19 protein-coding genes are annotated in these 19,166 nt (G+C 49.2%); 5 read left to right on the forward strand and 14 right to left on the reverse strand.

Going from position 1 to position 19,166, the window contains the following annotated elements:
- Window positions 1-26: 26 nt before the first annotated feature.
- From pyrR to aroF, 9 genes are all read right to left on the reverse strand, one after another.
- Complete coding sequence (pyrR, locus tag F6I03_RS01515; protein WP_070430736.1) at window positions 27-563, reverse strand: bifunctional pyr operon transcriptional regulator/uracil phosphoribosyltransferase PyrR; 537 nt, start codon at window positions 561-563, stop codon at window positions 27-29.
- Between the two features lie 275 nt (window positions 564-838).
- On the reverse strand, window positions 839-1,363 hold the full coding sequence (locus F6I03_RS01520; RefSeq protein WP_070430735.1) for an HdeD family acid-resistance protein: 525 nt from the start codon (window positions 1,361-1,363) through the stop codon (window positions 839-841).
- A 149-nt stretch (window positions 1,364-1,512) separates the two neighbouring features.
- Complete coding sequence (locus F6I03_RS01525) at window positions 1,513-2,835, reverse strand: uracil-xanthine permease family protein (RefSeq protein ID WP_070430734.1); 1,323 nt, start codon at window positions 2,833-2,835, stop codon at window positions 1,513-1,515.
- A 360-nt stretch (window positions 2,836-3,195) separates the two neighbouring features.
- Window positions 3,196-4,020 carry a MetQ/NlpA family ABC transporter substrate-binding protein gene (locus F6I03_RS01530; RefSeq protein ID WP_070430733.1) on the reverse strand — a complete coding sequence of 275 codons (825 nt, stop codon included), beginning with the start codon at window positions 4,018-4,020 and terminating at the stop codon, window positions 3,196-3,198.
- Between the two features lie 68 nt (window positions 4,021-4,088).
- Window positions 4,089-4,988: a prephenate dehydratase gene (locus F6I03_RS01535; RefSeq protein WP_070626088.1), complete on the reverse strand. Its 900-nt coding sequence runs from the start codon at window positions 4,986-4,988 to the stop codon at window positions 4,089-4,091.
- A 24-nt stretch (window positions 4,989-5,012) separates the two neighbouring features.
- Window positions 5,013-6,101 (reverse strand): chorismate synthase, encoded by a 1,089-nt coding sequence (aroC, locus tag F6I03_RS01540; protein WP_070430731.1) that lies wholly within the window; start codon window positions 6,099-6,101, stop codon window positions 5,013-5,015.
- Entirely contained in the window at window positions 6,082-7,389 is a 1,308-nt protein-coding gene (gene aroA / locus F6I03_RS01545; protein WP_070430730.1) for a 3-phosphoshikimate 1-carboxyvinyltransferase, read from the reverse strand. Before aroA ends, aroC begins: the two co-directional genes overlap by 20 nt.
- A complete protein-coding gene (aroB, locus tag F6I03_RS01550) occupies window positions 7,382-8,473 on the reverse strand; it encodes a 3-dehydroquinate synthase (protein WP_070430729.1) in 1,092 nt (363 codons plus the stop codon). Before aroB ends, aroA begins: the two co-directional genes overlap by 8 nt.
- 21 nt (window positions 8,474-8,494) lie before the next feature.
- Window positions 8,495-9,529 carry a 3-deoxy-7-phosphoheptulonate synthase gene (gene aroF, locus F6I03_RS01555; RefSeq protein WP_070430728.1) on the reverse strand — a complete coding sequence of 345 codons (1,035 nt, stop codon included), beginning with the start codon at window positions 9,527-9,529 and terminating at the stop codon, window positions 8,495-8,497.
- Window positions 9,530-10,048: 519 nt separating this feature from the next.
- On the opposite strand from aroF, the gene aroE reads away from it, so the two are divergent.
- Genes aroE through F6I03_RS01575 form a run of 4 tightly spaced genes read left to right on the forward strand, consistent with a single transcriptional unit; the run spans window position 10,049 to window position 12,626 of the window.
- Complete coding sequence (gene aroE / locus F6I03_RS01560) at window positions 10,049-10,861, forward strand: shikimate dehydrogenase (RefSeq protein WP_070430727.1); 813 nt, start codon at window positions 10,049-10,051, stop codon at window positions 10,859-10,861.
- On the forward strand, window positions 10,848-11,372 hold the full coding sequence (locus F6I03_RS01565; RefSeq protein ID WP_070430726.1) for a shikimate kinase: 525 nt from the start codon (window positions 10,848-10,850) through the stop codon (window positions 11,370-11,372). The genes aroE and F6I03_RS01565 overlap by 14 nt, the downstream gene beginning before the upstream one ends.
- A complete protein-coding gene (gene aroQ / locus F6I03_RS01570; RefSeq protein WP_070430725.1) occupies window positions 11,353-11,787 on the forward strand; it encodes a type II 3-dehydroquinate dehydratase in 435 nt (144 codons plus the stop codon). Before F6I03_RS01565 ends, aroQ begins: the two co-directional genes overlap by 20 nt.
- Window positions 11,784-12,626, forward strand: a complete 843-nt coding sequence (locus F6I03_RS01575; RefSeq protein ID WP_070430724.1) for a prephenate dehydrogenase — start codon at window positions 11,784-11,786, stop codon at window positions 12,624-12,626. Before aroQ ends, F6I03_RS01575 begins: the two co-directional genes overlap by 4 nt.
- 86 nt (window positions 12,627-12,712) lie before the next feature.
- On the opposite strand, the gene F6I03_RS01580 is transcribed toward F6I03_RS01575, so the two are convergent.
- The 4 genes from F6I03_RS01580 to F6I03_RS01595 all read right to left on the reverse strand — a co-directional run bounded on the left by F6I03_RS01580 (window position 12,713) and on the right by F6I03_RS01595 (window position 16,795).
- A complete protein-coding gene (locus F6I03_RS01580) occupies window positions 12,713-13,519 on the reverse strand; it encodes an ABC transporter ATP-binding protein (RefSeq protein WP_070430723.1) in 807 nt (268 codons plus the stop codon).
- Window positions 13,520-13,531: 12 nt separating this feature from the next.
- Window positions 13,532-14,422: an ABC transporter permease gene (locus F6I03_RS01585; protein ID WP_070626084.1), complete on the reverse strand. Its 891-nt coding sequence runs from the start codon at window positions 14,420-14,422 to the stop codon at window positions 13,532-13,534.
- A 5-nt stretch (window positions 14,423-14,427) separates the two neighbouring features.
- Window positions 14,428-15,381, reverse strand: coding sequence for an ABC transporter substrate-binding protein (locus tag F6I03_RS01590; RefSeq protein WP_070430721.1), 954 nt, complete (start codon window positions 15,379-15,381; stop codon window positions 14,428-14,430).
- Window positions 15,382-15,865: 484 nt separating this feature from the next.
- Entirely contained in the window at window positions 15,866-16,795 is a 930-nt protein-coding gene (locus F6I03_RS01595; protein ID WP_070430720.1) for a hypothetical protein, read from the reverse strand.
- Window positions 16,796-17,009: 214 nt separating this feature from the next.
- Here F6I03_RS01595 and F6I03_RS01600 point away from each other — a divergent pair, with 214 nt between their 5' ends.
- Window positions 17,010-18,407, forward strand: a complete 1,398-nt coding sequence (locus F6I03_RS01600; RefSeq protein ID WP_070430719.1) for an L-cystine transporter — start codon at window positions 17,010-17,012, stop codon at window positions 18,405-18,407.
- A gap of 54 nt (window positions 18,408-18,461) precedes the next feature.
- On the opposite strand, the gene F6I03_RS09810 is transcribed toward F6I03_RS01600, so the two are convergent.
- On the reverse strand, window positions 18,462-19,019 hold the full coding sequence (locus F6I03_RS09810; protein ID WP_070430718.1) for a double zinc ribbon domain-containing protein: 558 nt from the start codon (window positions 19,017-19,019) through the stop codon (window positions 18,462-18,464).
- Window positions 19,020-19,166 lie beyond the last annotated feature (147 nt).

Below are 19,166 nucleotides of genomic sequence, written 5' to 3' on the forward strand. Positions count from 1 at the left end.
TCTTCTAGGAGCGCTTCATCCGATGCTTAGTGACTCTGTTCAATGAAGATGCCGTCTTCCCCATCGACTTCTTCCATCTTAACGAGGACACGTTCTTTGCGTGAAGAAGGTAGGTTCTTACCCACATAGTCTGCATGAATGGGAAGTTCACGGTGGCCACGGTCAACGAGAACAGCTAAAGCGATAAGCTCTGGTCGACCGAAGTCCATCACGGCGTCCAAGGCTGCACGGATGGTCCGCCCCGTATAGAGGACATCATCAACAATGATGACTTCCTTACCCTCTAAGCTAACAGGAATACTGGAATCATTGACTTCTGCTTCTTGGCCCTTACTTTTTTGATCGTCACGGTAGCGAGTGATATCCAATTCCCCAACAGGCACCTCAATTCCCTCTAATTGCTTGAGGCGTTGGGCAATCCGTTGGGCTAGGTAGATCCCTCGCGTTTTAATGCCCACGAGGACAAGCTGGTCAAGCTGGTGGTTGCGCTCAATAATTTCATAAGAGATCCGGGTAAGGGCGCGTTTAATCGTAACGGCATCGACAATTTCTTTTACAGACATTCTAAATTTCCTCCCTTGGTTGACTCACTAGATACAAAAAAACTCCTGCCCGCAGAGGACAGGAGTTGATGGTTAGTCAAAGAAACTCGCACAAAAAAAGCAAGTCTTTTAGATTTCAGGCTGAGGACGCACCCCACCCCGAGACATCTAGCTCCTTCTTAGCCTCACGGGACTAAATTTAAAGGAAAATATTTTCTTGATTCATTGCTCATTACTATACGCCAAGCCAAGCAAAAAAGCAAGGGGAAATTGCCCTTGCTTAGATTAGAATATGCTTAAAAAGCATAAATAATGTGTTGGATGCCTGATAATAAGAAGTAAAAAGCGACTAAGAAAGTCAGGCTGACCAAGGCACTCAGCGGATTAAAAATGAGGAAAATAGCCACGATCAAAGCAATGATATTGAGGATTAGAGTCAGCCAGAACAAGGGCGTACTTACTTGCTTGATAGCTGGCAGGCTCATAAAGCCAAAGATGGCCGAGAGGAATACCCAGAAAGCGAAAATAAAGGGCAAGATGGAAGCAGATAAGCCTGGTTTAAAGATTAAGTAGAGGCCAAGCAAGATATTAATTATCCCAAAGATTAAAAGATAGGTTGGCTTAACTCCGAATGATTCCTTAACCTGGTGGCGGAAGACCAATTGATGGATCCCCCGGGCCAAAATACCAATCGCAAAAACAAAGGCCAAGGCCATTAGACTCGCTAAGGGATCCCTAAAGGCGAAGAGGGCGAGGAGGATGAAGAGAATCCCCAAGATAAAGTTCCCCCAACCGAACGACTGATTATTGTTTTCTGACAAATGAAACACCCTTTCTTTATTGTGAAATAATTATTACATTAAGATATTCTCATTCTATCAGAAATAAGTCCAACTTACTGACAATATGCCTTGACTTGATCCTATCTTAAGGAAAAATAAAAGAGACCCCTTAGAGTCTCTTAACTTAGTTAGCTTAAGGTCTTCCGTTCTTTGAGTAGGACGTTGAGGACAAGAGCTACGATGGTGCCGGCTGAGATCCCCGAAGAGAAGAGGCCCGCCAAGAAGCTGGGGAGGCCTTGGGTAATCTCTGGTCTAAAGGAAACCCCTAGGCCGATGCCGATAGCTGAGGCCGTGATGATTAAGTGGCGGGTGTCAAAAGTAATCCGGCTGAGCGACTGGATGCCTGAAGCTGCCACTGTCCCGAACATCAGGACACCCGCTCCTCCCAAGACAGGAAGTGGCATCACGGAAATAACCGTCGCCAATTTAGGGCTCATGGAGAGAATAATCATAATCAGCCCAGCAACAATGGCCACCTTCCTTGAAGCGTTCCGAGTCAAAGGAATCAAACCCGTATTCTGACTGAAGGTTGCCGCTGGTCCTGAAGCGAAAAGCGGTGCGATAAAGGAACCAAAACCATCAGCTCTTACCCCAGCTGCTACCTGCTCATCGCTCAGGTCGCGTTGGGTCACTTCCCCTAGGGTCTGCATAACCCCCACTGTTTCAATCACGGTCACCAAGTAGCCCGAAAGAAAAGGAAGGGCAAAGCGCCAATCAAAATCAATCCCAATCCGGTTAAAAGACGGCATACTAAACCAAGGCGCGTCCAGGATTTGACCCGTATCCACCCGGCCTAGGACCAAACACAAGAGATAGCCTATCCCCATCCCAATGAGGATGGCGTAGGAGGACCAATTGCCCCGACCGTAGTGATTGAAGAGGACCACAATAAAGAAGACAAGGACAGCAATCGCTAAGTTGCTAGGGTCCCCATAATCCGCTGCGCCAACCCCTCCTGCTGCCCAGTCCATAGCGGTAGACATCAAGGTCGCTCCCATGAGCGTAATCACCGACCCGGTGACCACCGGCGGGAAAAAACGCATCAAGGGTTTAACAAAATAAGACATGGCAATTTCAAGCAAAGCTGCCAACATGGTTCCCCCAAAGTAAGCCGGCAAGCCTCCTAAGGCGATGACGCTTTGGGCAGGGCCAATAAAGGCAAAGTCCGTACCCATAATCGTCGGTAAGCCCACTCCCACCCGGAAAAAACGGGGACCAAACCCCCTGGACTGGATAATGGAAACGAGACCAGATACAAATAAGGCCGCACTGATTAAATAAGCGGTTTGTTCCACACTAGAGGAAGCCATGCCCGCGATAATCAGGGGAACAGCAACCAAGCCCCCAAAGGCTGTGATGACATTTTGAAAGCCCAGAATAACCGATTCAACAAGAGCCGGCGAGTCTTCGACCTGGTAGCGCAATTTAATGGCGTGTTCGTTTTCTTGCATAATTCCTCCTTGCCCCAAGGGACATCATTCGTTAATCCATTTGTTTATCCCCTACTTTAACATATTTCCCCCGACTTGTTAACAAATAACGAACATTTTCTATATTTTTTATCCATTTGTTCGCCTGAACCCTAATTTTATCACATAAAAAAAGAAGCTGGGACAAAAATCCCGGCTTCTATATAGAATACGAATTATTCTTTAAAAACGTGCTCCAAAAGTCAGCCCTGACATCCACTTCACGAATTATGGAAGAGCCTTTGACAAGGTTCTTCCATAATTCCCTCCAGTGATTCTGGGCTAACCGACTTTTGTCACACTCTCCTCTCTTCCTCACAGGAGGACGATAAAATTTTACTTCTAATCCGCAGTCCAAGCCCATTGGACCCGGTCATTTGTTTGATTAATTTCTTCCACACGTTCTTTGAGTTGGTCGGATTGGTAGATCTTCACCAAATCCTTAACCCAGTCCGCCTCTTGGTCTGTTGACCGCACCACAGCCTGTAACTTCAACTCTGGACGCAGGTCCTCGTTGAGCAGGGCCTGGTCAGCGGACATACCGGAGTCGTAGAAGGTCGAGCCCGGGATAATCGCATAGGCCACATCCTTTAAGGCTTGGGGAAGGACGGGGGCCTGGACTAAGGAGAGTTCAATCCCAGCTCGGTTCTCAATAATGTCATCCTCCCCTACTTCAGACTTATCGGTCTCAGGGTTAAGGCGGATCCAACCCGCTTTCTCGAGCAGGAGCAGGGACCGGGTGACATCAACCGGGTCATCGGAAATCGCGACCTGGTCACCTGGTTCCACATCCTCTAAGCTCTTCTTCTGTCCAGCAAAGAGCGCAGTTGGCACGGTAGGCACTGGTGTTACTGCCACCAAATCAGCCCCAGCTTCCCGGTTAAACTGGTTCATGTAGAGGGTATGTTGGTCGACATTGAGGTCCATCGACCCTTCTTGGATGGCAATATTCGCCCGCTGTAAGTCATCGAAGTCCCGATTTTCAACCTGGTAACCTTCTTTTTCTAGGGCAGGCTTCACTTCCTCTAAGAAGAGTTCGCTATAAGGTCCCGGTGAAGTTGCCACACGAATGGTTGTTTCAGGCTCAACCGTCCGCCCACAAGCCAAGAGACCACTTATTAAGATCAGACCCAGGCTTAGGCTAAGCCATTTTTTTACTTTAGACATTGCTTGTCCTCCTTTTTTATTTACTTACTTAGAGTAACCTATTATGGACCAGTAAGCAAGCAATAGGCCTAGGTCAGATAAGAAATTTCAGCCTCCTGGGCCTCCATACAAGCGATAATTTGTAGGTATTGGCTGGCATGGTCAAGCATTTGCCAGAAAAGCTGGGCTTGGCCTGCTAAGCCGTGAATATCCACCTCGATAAAGAAACCATAGCTAAAGGGTTGGTCCTTAATGGGGCGGGCATCCAGCCCTTCCAAGTTACAATTGAATAAGTTAAAGATTGTCAGCAATTGATGGAGGGCACCTGGCTTATGGGCCGTTTCGACATAGAGCATCAAGCGGTTAGCCTGGGGATGGTCGGCCAAGAGCTGGACGAGGAGCTGGTCCCGATCCAAGGCCAAGAGCTCATTGCGATAGCGTCGCATCATAAAGAAGCGTGTCATGTTGGTCGATTCATTCTGAACCTGGCGGGCCAGAGCTTTTAACTTGTAGATCGCCCCACAGCGTTCACTGGACAGGGCCGCTAGACGCTTATCTCCCTCTTGGGCTATGAACTGGGCAGCCTGGGCCGTATCCTTATAAGAAATGGGCTGGATCCAAGGGTGGTCTTGGAAGAACTGGGTGCACTGGGAGAGGGCTTCGGGATGAGAATAGACCTGCTTGATCTGGCTGAGTTGAGCCCCTTCTAGTCCCCATAAGACATGCCGTATGGGCTGGTAGTATTCCGCTTCCGCATAGACCTGCTGGTAGCGAAAAAGGTCCAAAGTGCGGGTAATCAGACCGGTGGTAGAATTTTCAATGGGCATCACGGCGCGGTCGATCTTAGCAGCTAAGAGGTCATCCACCATCCGAGCAAAGCCGTCATAGGGCACCCCCTCATACAAAGCTTCCTGACTATCCATCTTCTGCCAATGGGCCAGTGCGGCTTCGCTGTAGGAACCCACAATCCCTTGGTAAGCAACTTGCATCCCTCATCCCTCTTTCTCTTTGTTTTATGACCGGGTGAGGATTAAGTCCATCAACCCGATGGCCGTCACGGCTTCAATCACAGGTAATACCCGGGGCACGATACACGGGTCATGACGTCCTGTAACTTCTAGTTCGACATTCTCTTGGCTTTCAATATTAATGGTTGCCTGGGCCTTGGCAATCGAAGCCGGCGCCTTAATTGCTGTCCGGAAGTTAATTGGCGTGCCTAAGCTAATCCCACCAACAATCCCCCCATTATTCAGGCTGGAAGTTTGGACCTGGCCCTGGTCATCATAGTAAAAATTATCATTAGCTTCTGAAGCAAGCATGGAAGCAATCTCGAAACCTGCCCCAAATTCAATGCCCTTGGTCGCCGGCACAGAGAAGATCAGCTGGGCCAAGGTCGATTCAATGGAATCGAAAAAGGGATTGCCATAACCCGCTTCAAGACCTAGAATATAAGTTTCTACAATACCGCCCACTGCATCGTGCTGGCCCTTAGCTTGGCGGATACAGCGTGCCATCTCTTCATCCAAGCCCTCAGTCAACACCGGTAAGGTCTCTTGGCGAAAGGCCAACAAGTCCTCCCGACTAAGATGTTGGAAGTCAACTTTAGCTTCATCTTTGACTTGGCCGATGGAACAGACCCGCGACCCAATCGTAATCCCAAACTGGTCTAGCCACTGTTGGCAAACAGCTCCTGCAAAGACGAGAGGTGCCGTAATCCGTCCCGAGAAGTGGCCACTCCCCCGGTAGTCGTTATAACCATCGTAACGCTTGAGCGCAGGATAGTCTGTCTGACCCGGCCGCATGAGCTTACGCATCTGACTATAATCCTTGGACCGCGTATTGGTATTGTAGATGAGAGCCGTCAAGGGCGCTCCCGTGGTATGACCGTTAAAATAGCCAGAAACAATATCCGGTAAGTCTTTCTCACGCCGAGGGGTCGTCAATTCATTCTGACCAGGACGGCGGCGGGCCATCTCGACCAGGATCTTGTCTTCATCGAGGGCTAGGCCAGCTGGTAAGCCAGATATAGTGATGCCGATAGCTGGACCATGAGATTCTCCAAAGATAGCTACTTGTAATTGTTTACCCCATATTCCACTCACGGTAGTCACCTCCTAAGTTCGCAAAATCTTCCCAGAAATGAGGGTAAGATTTGCTGACGCTCTCTGCGTCTTCTATTATAATCGCTTCCTGGCAAACCGTCGACGCGATCGCTAACATCATGGCCATCCGGTGGTCCTTGTGGCTGGATACCCGGCAGCCCCCTTTGAGCTGGTCCACCCCTTGGATGATTAAGCTGTCATCAAGGATTTCAATTTGAGCCCCCAGCTTGCTGAGTTCTTCTTGGCTAGCCGCCAGACGGTCGGACTCTTTGATACGTAAACGGGCAAGATTCTTAATCCGGGTTTCACCCTTAGCCAGGCAGGCCGTAAGCGCTAGGACAGGAATTACATCAGGACACTGGGACCCATCGAGATCACAGCCCCCTTCCAGGTTCTGGGCCTGGATTTGGACACCCTCTTCCTGAAGCTTCAATTTAGCCCCTAATTTCTCAAGGAAGGCAATAATTTCCTGGTCTCCTTGTTGGCTAGACTGGGCTAAGCCTGTCACGGTCACCTCATTACCCAAAGCTCCTGCACAAAGGAAGAAGGCCGCTTGGGAATAGTCCCCCTCTACCTGGTAATCAGCCGCTTGGTAGGCCTGCTTGCCTTTGATACGGAAGCATTGCTCGTCTTCTCGGTAGTCAATAGCAATCCCATAGCGCGCGAGAATATCGAGCGTCAGATGGATATAGCCAATTGATTCCAATGGTCCTGTAATTTGCAGGGTCGAATCCCCCTCCAAGAGGGGCAGGGTATAGAGTAAACCCGTGATAAATTGCGAACTAATATTGCCTGCTAGCTGATAGCTTCCTGGCTTGAGCCTGCCTTCCACTCGCAAGTCCAAGGCAGACTCTGATAGGTTCTCATAGAAGAGATCTTGATCGCGGTAGATCGCTTCATAGGGATCCAGAGGCCGGCTGCCTAACTTACCCCGACCAATAAACTGCGTCCGGCCAGGAAAGAGGCTAGCAATCGGGATCATAAAGCGCAGGGTAGAGCCAGATTCGTTGGCATCGATCACTCGGGAAGCCCCGGCCTCTGCCGGTTTCCCGCCTCGGATCTCTAGATTGACCCGGTGATCGTCTGCCTCTGTGATTGTAATGTCAGCCCCCAAGCTCCGCATAGCCTCAATCGTTGCCCGAATGTCATCAGACAACTGCACATTGCGTACCTGGCTTTGCCCCTGGGCTAGGCCGGCTGCAATAATGGCACGGTGAGCCAGACTCTTAGACGGCGGGATATGAACCTCCCCCGCCAAGGGCTTGGCTTCGATGCTTAAATCAGTCATTAGAGCTCCCTCCTTCCAGCAAGGGATCGAAGAAATGATCGGGCACTTGACGAATTTCAGCCTGACCGATAGCTTTCAGGGTAATAATATGAAGCTGGCCATTCAAATTCTTCTTGTCATTTTTGATAAGGGGCAGGATGCCCGCATAGTCTTCTGGGCGTTCCAGGGCTGTGGGTAAGCCAAAGTTTTTAACCACTTGGTAAATTTCCTGGGTAGAGCCTTGGGGGCTGAGTCCCTGGTCTTCAGCTAATTGGTTGATGGCGAGCATGCCAATCGCAACCCCTTCGCCATGGGTGTAGCGTTCATAGTGGTAGTAGGCCTCAATAGCATGGCCGAGGGTATGCCCGTAGTTGAGGAGCATCCTTTGGCCCGTATCCTTCTCATCAGCTTCCACCACTTCTTGTTTAATGGCACAGCATCGCTCGAGGACGCTTTCTATATCCGCCATTAGTCCTGCCCGGTTGCCCGCTCCCTTCACTTTGTCGAAAAAGGCCCGGTCGCGGATACAACCATACTTGATAACCTCTGCCATCCCATCACTGAAGGCCTTGTCCGAGAGCGTCTCGAGGACATTGAGGTCAATCAGGACGCAATGGGGATGGTAGAAAGCCCCCACAAGGTTTTTGCCTTCCTTGAGGTCGACTGCTACCTTGCCCCCGACACTGGAGTCCACCTGGGCCAGGAGGGTGGTTGGGACTTGGATGAGCTTAATGCCCCTCAGGAAGCTAGCCGCAAGGAAGCCTGCTAAGTCGCCAATCACGCCACCTCCTAAGGCAATAATCAAGTCGCTCCGGCTGATACCGAAACGGACCAAGCGGCCATAGAGTTCCGGGAGGTGGTCAATCGACTTACTGGATTCGCCCGGCGTCAGGACAATCATCTCAAAGTCATAGCCTGCAGCCTGTAAGTTAGCCTCTACCTGGCTACCATAATAGTGAGCGACATTGTCGTCAGTGACGACAACAAGCTTTCGCCCCTTATGGACCGCTTGGATTTCCTCTGCTAAGTGACCGAGCAAACCCTTCTTAATCTTTAAGGGGTAAGTGATGCTTGGTCGGTTCAGCTTAATTTCAAGCTCCGCCATTTCAACAGCTCCTCTCATTCATTACTTATTCTTGTCGCCCTCTGGTACGGTCCGTCCTTCAACTTCTGCTAGGACACGGATTTGTTCCATCAAACGGTCGAATTGGTCTGGGGTCAGGCTCTGTTGGCCGTCACTCCATGCATTCTTAGGATCAGGGTGGATTTCCATGATCAAGCCGTCAGCTCCCGCTGCAATCCCTGCCTTAGCCCCAGCTGGTACCATGTAGGCAATCCCAGCAGCATGGGAAGGGTCAACAATAATTGGTAAGTGCGTCTTATGCTTCATCAATGGAACTGCTTGGATATCTAAGCAGTTCCGAGTCTCGGTTTCGAAGGTCCGGATACCGCGCTCGCAGAGGATGACATTAGGATTACCTTCTGCCATAATATATTCCGCAGACATTAACCATTCTTGGTAGGTCGCACTCAATCCCCGCTTCAAGAGAATCGGCTTGTCCGTTTTACCCAATTCTTTCAAGAGGGAGAAGTTCTGCATGTTCCGCGCTCCGATCTGGATGACATCCACATGTTCCACGAATTCGTCCAGCTGTTCGATCGCCATTAATTCCGTCACAATCGGTAAACCGGTCTCACGGCGAGCTAAGTCGAGTAAGCGGATACCTTCCGATTGTAAACCTTGGAAGCTGTAAGGTGAGGTTCTTGGTTTGTAGGCGCCCCCTCTGAGCATATTCGCCCCAGCAGCCTTGACCCGCTTAGCTGTACCGACAATTTGTTCTTCCCCTTCAACCGAGCAAGGCCCAGCAATAATGGCTAATTCCTTGCCCCCGATAATTTGGTCGCGGACCTTGATTTGACTAGCCTCAGGATGGAAGGCCTTGTTGGCTAATTTATAGGGTTCAGATACTCGGATCACTTCGGCAATGGTGTCATTGGCCTGTAATTTGGATTGGTCAATGCGTGAGGTATCGCCCACGATCCCAATCACATCAACTTCTTGCCCTTCAATAATGACGGCCTTATTCCCTGTTTCTTCGATTTTTTCAATGACATCTTTCACGTCGCCAGCAGTTACATTAGCTTTCATCACAATAATCATTTGTTTTCTCTCCTTTTGTTAATTCTCTATTATCATACCATCTGCGGGTCCTCAATGGATTCTTGGAAGCAAAAAAGCTGCATCCGTTGCTAACCGAATGCAGCCTGACTAATCCTCTCGAGATATCAAGTCCTAGATAGTGGGTGCTCCATTCGATTTCTGACCATCAATGGAGCCCTATGCATCAAAGATTGCTCTAGCCTCCATTACCTTTAAAAAAGTAGAAGCTAAAGTAAAACCAGTTGTTTAATAAATCTTGTTGGTGAATTAACATGTTTCTTCCTCCTCACTGGTTTTCTTTAATGCGTGCCTTAAATATAGCAAAGAAGAAAGTTCCTGTCAACTCTTAAATGATAATATTTTAATCTTATTTTTATTTTTCTAATAAATCACTTTTGGATTCAAGAAGATTCTTGCTTTATCAACTCTTTCAATCCTTTTTCCAAGCAAGACTTGCATTACAATTATGATAACTTTATCATTATTGTAAGTGAAATTAAGCTAGAACGGAGTGATGAGATGGAATTTTATGGCTTATTCGGCTATCCGCTCGGCCATAGCCTATCCCCACAGATCCACCAAATTATTTACCAGGAGGCCCAGATTGAGGCCGCCTATAAACTGTTTGAAGTCCCTGCAGAAGACTTAGGCCGGGCCTTGGATGCGATGAGAGTCTTGGATATTCGCGGGGCCAATGTCACGATTCCTTATAAACAAGCCCTCTTCCCCTATTTAGATGAGCTCTCAGCTACAGCTAAGAAACTGGGCGCCGTAAATACCATCAAGCAAGTGGATGGCAAGCTAAGGGCCTATAATACCGATTATGATGGCATTCATTTGTGTTTCAAGCGCCGCCACTGGCAGACCCAGGATAAGACGGCTTATATCCTAGGAACTGGGGGTGCTGCCCAGGCTGTAGCCCACTATTTGACGGACCATGGGGCTCAGGTTCACTTGGTCTCCAGACAGCCTGACCAGCACCTGGATAAGCCCTGGCCCTGCCTCTCCTATGCCCAAGTCAAAGAGGGCTCAGCTGATTACCTCGTCAATTGCACCCCTCTTGGGATGTATCCCAAAACAGCGGCCTCCCCTCTAGAGGCTGCTGACTTAGACCGCTTTGACCACGTCTTCGATACCATCTACAATCCCTATGAGACCCAGCTCCTAAGCGACGCCAAAGCAGCGGGCAAAGCTTACTGTAACGGCCTGGACATGTTGGTCGGCCAAGCCATCCGTTCGGTCGAGATCTGGGAAGACCAGAAATTCTCCCCGAGTGTTGTTGAAAAGATCTTAGAGCGCGTGAAGAAAGGATACGCCCATGACCCAGCCTAACCTCATCCTCATCGGCATGCCCGGTTCGGGGAAATCCAGCCTAGGTCAAGCCCTGGCCCAAGAACTCCCTTTAAAGTTTTTGGACATGGACCAAGAAATTGAACGGCGCGCTGGCCAGTCCATCCCTGAGCTCTTTGACCAGGGAGAAGATTACTTTCGCGCTTTAGAAAGCCAGCTAGCCAAGGACCTGGGGCAAGCTCAAGGCCTGATTATTGCAACGGGCGGTGGCATCGTCAAAGACCCCCAAAATATCAAGGCATTGAAGGAGGGGGGCAAGGTCTACTTTATCGACCGGCCCTTGGAGCAGATCGCTGGAGATATTGCAGCTGACCAACGGCCTCTCCTCAAGGGGCGCGTGGACCAGCTCCAAGTCCTCTACCGGGACCGCTATCCCCTCTACCAGGCAGCTGCTGACTTCCATATTCCTAACCCGGCCAGCCTCGACCAGTGCCTATCCAACATTATAGCGACCTATCGAAAGGATAAAAACCATGAAATTTCTAATTCTTAACGGCCCTAATCTCAACTTTTTAGGGATTCGTGAGCCCGAAATTTACGGGCATAATAATTTACAAGAAATCGAAGCCGAATTACTTCAAAATTCTGACCAGGATTTAACTTTCTTTCAGAGCAACCATGAAGGGGCTCTTATTGACCGCCTACAAGCAGCTTATCATGAAGGGATTGATGGGATTGTTTTCAATCCTGGGGCTTTCACCCACTATTCCTATGCCCTCCACGATGCCCTAAGCAGTATTCAAATCCCCTGCGTTGAGGTCCACCTCTCAGCCATCCAACAGAGAGAAAGCTTCCGTCAGACATCAGTTATTGCGCCCGCTTGCATCGGACAAATTTCAGGTTTTGGTAAGGCCAGTTACGCCCTAGGGATTCAAGCCCTGGTCATGCATTTGGAGGATAAATCATGAAAATTGTCATTGTTGGCCTAGGGGCTATCGGCTCTTCCTTTGCCCAGGCCTTGACCCAAGCTGGCTACCAAGACATCCGCGGTATCGACAGCAAGCCTGAGACCTGTCTTAAGGCAGAGGAATTGGGTATTGTTAAGACCGCTCAAACGAGTGACGACCAAGCCCTCAGCCAGGCTGACCTCGTCTTTATCACCCTCCATCCCCAAGCCGTCGCCCCTTATGTCAAAAGCAAGCAAGACCTGCTTAAACCCAGCTGCCTCTTGACGGATGTGACAGGGATCAAGCGGGATGTCATGGCCCAGGTGGAAGCGATCCTCCGCCCGGAACTGGACTTCATCTACGCCCATCCCATGCGCGGTAGTGAGAAAGCGGGGATTGCTGGCTTAAACAGTGCCCAATTCCGGGGGGCCAATGCTCTTCTCGTAGTTAGCCCCAGAAACCAAGAAAGTCACCTGGCACTGGTCGAAGCCCTCTACCGGGCCATGGGCTTCCAAGACGTCAGCCGGGTAAGGGCCGAAGACCATGACCGGGCAATTGCCTATGTGAGCCAACTCATGCACGTCCTGTCCGTAGCCGCCGTGAACGCTGCCCCAGATTGTGAGAATACCATGCAATTTGCGGGCAACAGCTTCCAGGAACTCACCCGGATTGCCGACGTCAACGCCCCCTTGTGGACCGACCTCTTCCTCCATAATCGGGACTACCTGCTCAAAAGCATCGAAGCCTTTGAAAAAGAAGTCAGCCGCATCAAAAGAGCCCTCGAAAACAATGACTACGCCCAACTCCAAGACGCCTTCCAAGCCTCAACCAAGCAACGCAGAGCCTGGTATGTGGATTAAAGTCCTAGCCAATTAACTTACTAAGATAGTTTAAGCATAAAAACCCTCGACCATTTAGTGACAGTCGAGGGTTTTCATTATCAATATTAAGCTTTTAAGAGCAGGTCATCATCCCGTAATTGATTCCCCACATTCTCCTTGAAGAGTTCCATCAAGTCCTCTACGGATAACTTAGCCTTGTCCTCGCCTCTGACGTCAACGACAACCCGACCATCATGAAGCATGATCAGGCGGTTGCCATAGGTCAGAGCGTCATTCATATCATGGGTAATCATAAGCGAGGTTAGCTGGTTTTCTTCAATTAAACGTTGGGTCAGGTCCATGACCATCTGGCTCGTCCGAGGGTCAAGGGCAGCCGTGTGCTCATCCAAGAGTAAGAGCTCAGGAGTTTCTAAGATAGCCATGAGCAAGGTAAGAACCTGGCGCTGGCCGCCTGATAGGTTAGAAGCCGCTGTATTTAAGCGGTCTTCCAAGCCCAAGTCTACCCGGCTGAGCTGCTGGCGAAAGAGCTGGCGCATGTCTTCGGTCACGGACCGGCCAAAACCCCGACGCTTACCGCGCTTATAGGCAATGGCGAGGTTCTCTTCAATACTGAGATTGCGGGCTGTCCCCATCTGTGGATCCTGGAAGACCCGGCTGATCCCAGCTGCGCGCTTATAGGCTGGCATAGCTGTAATGTCTTCGCCACGCAGTCGGATTTGCCCTGAACTAACAGGAATAGTCCCTGCAATCAAGTTAAGCAAGGTGGACTTGCCTGCCCCATTCGAACCAATGACTGAGATAAAGTCATGGTCATGGATGGTTAGCGACAAATCCTTGGTCACATGGTTTTCATTAATACTTCCTGGATTGAAGATCTTATTAATCTGATCAAGTTCTAGTAACTTCGTCATAACACTACTCCTTTACTTAGCACTGGCTTGCCGGTTAGCCAAGGTCGCCTTGGCATGGGGGGCATAGAGAATAATCGCAAGCGCAATCGATGAAAGCACCTTGATATCGCTTGGCAAGACGGGAAGCAATTGTTGCTGCATAATGAAATCAATAATTAAACGATAGATGACAGCCCCAATCGCAATCGTGATCAAACGTTTGCCGAAGGTTAAATTCCGGCGGAGCACTTCCCCGATAATGATGGCGGCTAGACCAATAACAATAGTCCCTGTCCCCATGGCAATATCCGCATAGCCGTTGTTCTGGCAAATAATGGCCCCCGATAAGGCAATCAGACCGTTAGAAAGCATGAGGCCCACCAATTTCATTTGATCGGTTTTGACCCCATTGGCCTCTGCCATGAGAGGGTTATCCCCAGTTGCACGAAGGGTCAAGCCGTACTCGGTATTCATAAAGATAACCAAGGCGCTAATGACAATAACTAGGAAAATCAAAGCGATAATCAAAGAAGCTAGGGTGGGGTTTAAGCCCGTCGCTTGGAAGCTCTCCATGATATTAGCCTCCCCTAAGAGTGGAATGTTGGCTTGGCCCATGATCCGCAAGTTGATGGAATAGAGCCCTGTCATGGTCAAAATCCCTGAAAGTAGGGCTGGGATATGCATCTTATTGATCATAAAACCATTGACTAAGCCTGCCAGTAAACCAGCGAGGAAGGCAGCCACAGTAGCAAGCAAGGGGTGTACCCCAGAAACAATCAGCTTGGCACAAACCGCAGCACCCAAGGGGAAGCTCCCCTCTGCTGATAGGTCGGCGATATCTAAGATACGGAAGGTCAGGTAGACCCCAATCGCCAGGATCGACCACATGAGCCCCTGTGAAATACTTGAAACAATTAAATCCATGTCACTTATTCTCCCTTCTTAATCTGTGCAGGGTCAATCCCCAAGGCCTTAGCCATCTCTTCATTGACCACTAATTCATAATCCTTAGCCTTTTCAACAGGAATCTGGCTGACATCTGCTCCCTCTTTGAGGATCTTAACAGCCATTTCAGCAGTTTGCCGGCCTAAATTCTTGTAATTCACCCCGTAAGTCGCCAGACAGCCTTCTAAATGGGCACTCTCAGCGCCAATAGTAGGCACTTTAGCTTCACGAACCACACTGCCGATGGTCGGAATGGTTTGGGCGATGGTATTATCGGTCGGTAGGCAGATACCATCGACACGTTTGGCCAGAGCCGCTACAGCTGACTGCACTTCATTGGTCGTTGTTACCGTTTGGGCTTCCACCTTGAGTCCCTTGCTTTCAGCGTAGTCCTTGAAGGCCTTAAACTGGATTTCTGAGTTGACTTCGCTTGAATTGTAGGGCATGCCCACTGTTTTGATCGATGGATCAATGCTTAAAAGCAGGTCCACCGCTTTTTCCACAGGGGCGATATCACTGGTTCCCGAGGCGTTGGTCCCCGGTTGGTCGAGGGACTTGACCAGGTTGGCAGAGACCGCATCTGTTACCGCTGTAAATAAGATAGGCGTCTGCTTGTCTGCATTGAGCGCTGCTTGAGCAGCTGGGGTCGCAATCGCGAAGGTCAAATCCTTACGCCCCTTCATATTCTGGGCAATGGAATTCAGGTTGGATTGGTCAGCTTGGGCATTCTGATAGTCAATCTGGATGTTTTCCCCATCTTTTAGCCCAGCCTCTGCTAGCCCTTCCACAAAACCTTCCCGGGCATTATTCAGAGCTTGGTGTTCCCCGTACTGGATAATGCCAATCTCCTTTTGCCCGTCTTGACCGCCCTGGCTACACCCTGCCAGGGATAGGCCGATGAGACCTAGTCCTAAGATCGTACGTATTTTCTTATTCATTTTTCTCTCCATTTCTAGTGCTAAGGCACAGACCGTTCAGCCTTCCTGGCAAACAAAAAAGGTTTAATTAGATATGATAAAAACTAATTAAACCTTAAGGCTATCTGATTTATAAGCTATGCCTTTAGCCATTAGAATTTATCATTCTGGATGGCTAAACACTTTAAAAGGCTTCAGCCATCATAGATCCAAAACGGTGAAGTTTGTACCTATGATGGATTCACAGCTACAAACACGATCTAAAATAGCTAAAGTAATACTTGCTCATTTTCTTGGCAGAACATGAAAAATTAACATGTTCTAAATTCAATTGTCTCATTTTTCATGCTCCTTCCTGTCGTGATGTCCTAATAATAAACCGCCATTATCATAAAGTCAAGGGAAATATTAATAAATGTTAATCTTTCTTACAGGATTATCATTAAAAAAGACAGCCCGCCTAGCTTGGAGGAGCTGTCTACTTATCAATTTCGTACACCTTTCTTTAATAAGAGGGTTCAGAAGGGCCCGCTGGATCAGGTGTTGGGGCTGGCGCTGGTTGGGGAGAGGAAGGCTCTGTCCACCCATTATCCGTGGCAGGGGCTTCCTGGCCTTGCCAAGTCCCTCCTCCATTATCAGCAGGTGCTTGCCAACCCTGGCCGCTATCCTCTCCCTGGTCACTAGAGAAGAGATTGGTCAACCAAGACTTGGCATATTCCCAACCTTCCTGGATCAAAGACCCACCATCTACTGTGATGTCAGGGGCATTGAAGGAAAGATTAGGCAGGTAGACCTGAGCCTGGCTCAGGGCCGCATAGCCTAGGACCAAGGCCAGGACAATCACTAAGAGGCAGCCGCTGCAGCCGCAACCCCGCCGCCTTTTTTTAGGGTAGGCTTTGTACTGGGCTTGGTTAGCAAGGGCTTGCGCCTCTTCTTTGGCTGCTTTGGCCCGTCGGCGTTCTTCTTCTAGGGCAGCCTTCTTCTCCTTCCAAGGTTCTTTCTTGGCCATTTCGTGTTCAAATCCCCGGTTAATGGCTTGACCGCTAGCTTGGACCCCACGCTTGACCTGCTGGCCCAAATTAGAAAGGAAGGCCGCCCCCTTGGCATTGATACTGGAATCAGCGCCATCCTCTTCTTGGGATTCCCCCTCTGACAAGGTCGCCTCAGAAGAAGCTTCTACCGGCGAATCGCCCGCCTCCTCTTCTAAAGCTAGCTCATCGATGGGCTTTTCATTCAGGACGGTCACCAAAGCATCCCGGTAAGTTTCCAAGTTCACCTGCTGGCGGTGATTTTCCCTGGAAACAGGTTGGACTGCTAGGTCTTCCAGGGCATCTTGAACTTCTAAATATTCCATTTCCAGTTCTGGGCGGTCTACTCGGCGTAACTGGGCCTTCAATTGGTCTGGGTTATCAAAGTGCTGGTTAAATTTTACCATGAGTCGTCTCCTTTAAGTGCAAGCCGATCAATCACTAATCTGCTCTCAAACTCTTCTTTAAAGCTATATTATACCATTTCTTCAGCCTAAAAAGAAAAAAATGATAAAAAATCAGTCTCGAGACTTATTAGGTGCATTCTAATAAAAAATAAGCTATAATAAAATCAGTTCATGAGCTAATAAATAGTAAGTGGACAAGAAGGAGGTATGCACATTGCAAGTTATTATTACTTTACTTATATTTTTGGCGCTCTGCCTGGTCCTCAACCAGATGAGCCGCAAGCATGTTAAATATTCCAACCGTGTCTTCACCGGTCTTGGCCTGGGGATTGTCCTTGGACTTCTCATCCAGCTTATCCTAGGGGCTGACAGTGAGGTCACAGCGGAAATCATGGACTGGATTGATATTGTCGGAAAAGGCTATATCAACTTCCTCCAAATGCTGGTTATCCCCTTGGTTATGGTCTCTATGGTCCGCGCCTTCACTAAGTTGGACCACAACCAAACCAATCTCGGGAAGATTGGGACCGGCGTCATCGGGACCCTACTGATTACAGTGGCCATCGCGGCCTTCATCGCTATTTCGACAGGGGTTCTCTTCAATTTAGATGGCGCTGAATTTGCTCGAGGGGCTGCTGAGAATGCCCGGATCGACCAATTAGTTGAACGGAATTCAGAAATTGCAGACTTAACTATTCCTGAAACCATCCGCTCCTTCATTCCGGTGAATGTTTTCGCGGATATGGCAGGAAGCCGCTCGACCTCAACCATCGCTGTGGTTATCTTCTCTGTCTTTGTGGGAGCTGCCTATTTAGGGGTTCGCCGCCACCACCCAGAAGAAGCTGAAATCTTTGAAAAGATTATCAATAGTCTCCATGCTATCGTCTCTCGCTTAGTGACCCTAGTGCTTAGAATTGCACCATACGGGATCTTTGCTTTGATGACTAAGGCCCTGGCGACTTCAAGCTTGTCCACCATTCAAACCATGGCAACCTTTATCGTGGCTTGCTATGTCGCATTGATTGTGATGTTTATCATCCACTTGATCATCCTTGCCCTCTTTGGGGTTAATCCTATCCAATACCTCAAGAAGGCTGCTAACGTCTTGATCTTTGCCTTCACCGCACGGTCCAGTGCCGGTTCTCTACCGCTAAATATTCAAACCCAAACAGAAGCTTTGGGTGTGGATACGCCAACGGCTAACTTTTCAGCTACTTTTGGCTTATCGATCGGACAGAACGGCTGTGTTGGGATCTATCCCGTGATGCTTGCTGTCATCGCTGCCCCAGCTGCGGGCATGAGCTTCTCTGACCCAAGCACCTGGATTACCATCATTGCCGCTGCGACGATTACTTCCATCGGGGTATCCGGTGCTGGCGGCGGGGCTACATTCGGTTCCCTCATCCTCTTCGGTATGTTGGGACTGCCGATTGAAGTTATCGGCCTCATGGTTTCCATCGAACCAATCGTTGACATGGGCCGGACCGCCCTTAACGTGAACGACTCCATTATCGCCGGGACCGTCACCTCTAAGGCCATGGGCAATATGAACCAAGCCATCTTTAACGACCCAGAAGCTCTGGTAGAACCCGAAGATGACGTAGACCGCTAAAATTTAAGCCAAATAGCTAAAGACCAGTCAAATCAACTCTTGACTGGTCTTTTTTTACTGGCATATTTTTTTCAAGTTGGGTAGGCGTTCGCCGTATTTGAGATAGCGGTACTTGATGTAGAAGGCATAGCGTCCTGAGAATAAAGCTATTAAGAGCAACTTCAAATAGAAAGCAAAAGGCAGGCAAATAAGAAGGATTAAGATCAGACCGAATTCCCATAAGCCCTGGTAGCAAAACCACAGCCCACTAAAGATAAAGGCCCAGATATTAAAGCGCCCCTTGTCCTGGCCGTCACTCGCTTCGATCTTCTCCAGCTCAGCCTGCATAGCTGGCGTCTCACCCGCAAAAGGAAAGCGTTGCTTATGCATGCTAGAGGAATTAGTTTGCGCCAGCCCACAGCGCGAACAGAATTTCTGTCCAATGAGGAGACTCCCCCCACAGCGCCGGCAATAGGCCGTCCCCGTTAAGGGATCCTGGTCACAATTGTAGCAGTAGGTCGCCTGGTCATGGAGCCTATAGCCGCAATGGGTACAGTAGGCCTTGGGAAGGCGTGCTTGCCTAAAGTCCTCTTTCTTGTAAGTGGCTGTATCGATTAAATCTTCTTTCGTCACTAAACCTGCCTCCTATTAATAGTCTTAGCTCTACTATACCCTTTTTTGCGCCTTAGAAAGCGAATCCCTCCTAAAAAGGTCCTTAGAGCTCTTGAACAGACAAAAAGCCCAAGCTCTAAGAGAGCCTGGACTTTAAAAAGGATTTAG

Origin of the sequence: Aerococcus sanguinicola, from assembly GCF_008726925.1 — a bacterium.
Taxonomy (GTDB): Bacteria; Bacillota; Bacilli; order Lactobacillales; family Aerococcaceae; genus Aerococcus.

What these genes read in the sequence shown, in the direction of transcription:
- F6I03_RS01575 (WP_070430724.1), top strand. Translation starts at nt 11,784, where the DNA reads ATGAAAATTGTCATTGTTGGCCTAGGGGCTATCGGCTCTTCCTTTGCC.
- pyrR (WP_070430736.1), bottom strand. Translation starts at nt 563, where the DNA reads ATGTCTGTAAAAGAAATTGTCGATGCCGTTACGATTAAACGCGCCCTT.
- aroQ (WP_070430725.1), top strand. Translation starts at nt 11,353, where the DNA reads ATGAAATTTCTAATTCTTAACGGCCCTAATCTCAACTTTTTAGGGATT.
- F6I03_RS01590 (WP_070430721.1), bottom strand. Translation starts at nt 15,381, where the DNA reads ATGAATAAGAAAATACGTACGATCTTAGGACTAGGTCTCATCGGCCTA.
- F6I03_RS01565 (WP_070430726.1), top strand. Translation starts at nt 10,848, where the DNA reads ATGACCCAGCCTAACCTCATCCTCATCGGCATGCCCGGTTCGGGGAAA.
- F6I03_RS01535 (WP_070626088.1), bottom strand. Translation starts at nt 4,988, where the DNA reads ATGCAAGTTGCTTACCAAGGGATTGTGGGTTCCTACAGCGAAGCCGCA.
- F6I03_RS01580 (WP_070430723.1), bottom strand. Translation starts at nt 13,519, where the DNA reads ATGACGAAGTTACTAGAACTTGATCAGATTAATAAGATCTTCAATCCA.
- aroF (WP_070430728.1), bottom strand. Translation starts at nt 9,529, where the DNA reads ATGATTATTGTGATGAAAGCTAATGTAACTGCTGGCGACGTGAAAGAT.
- aroE (WP_070430727.1), top strand. Translation starts at nt 10,049, where the DNA reads ATGGAATTTTATGGCTTATTCGGCTATCCGCTCGGCCATAGCCTATCC.
- F6I03_RS01585 (WP_070626084.1), bottom strand. Translation starts at nt 14,422, where the DNA reads ATGGATTTAATTGTTTCAAGTATTTCACAGGGGCTCATGTGGTCGATC.
- F6I03_RS01530 (WP_070430733.1), bottom strand. Translation starts at nt 4,020, where the DNA reads ATGTCTAAAGTAAAAAAATGGCTTAGCCTAAGCCTGGGTCTGATCTTA.
- F6I03_RS01525 (WP_070430734.1), bottom strand. Translation starts at nt 2,835, where the DNA reads ATGCAAGAAAACGAACACGCCATTAAATTGCGCTACCAGGTCGAAGAC.
- F6I03_RS01595 (WP_070430720.1), bottom strand. Translation starts at nt 16,795, where the DNA reads ATGGTAAAATTTAACCAGCACTTTGATAACCCAGACCAATTGAAGGCC.
- aroA (WP_070430730.1), bottom strand. Translation starts at nt 7,389, where the DNA reads ATGACTGATTTAAGCATCGAAGCCAAGCCCTTGGCGGGGGAGGTTCAT.
- aroB (WP_070430729.1), bottom strand. Translation starts at nt 8,473, where the DNA reads ATGGCGGAGCTTGAAATTAAGCTGAACCGACCAAGCATCACTTACCCC.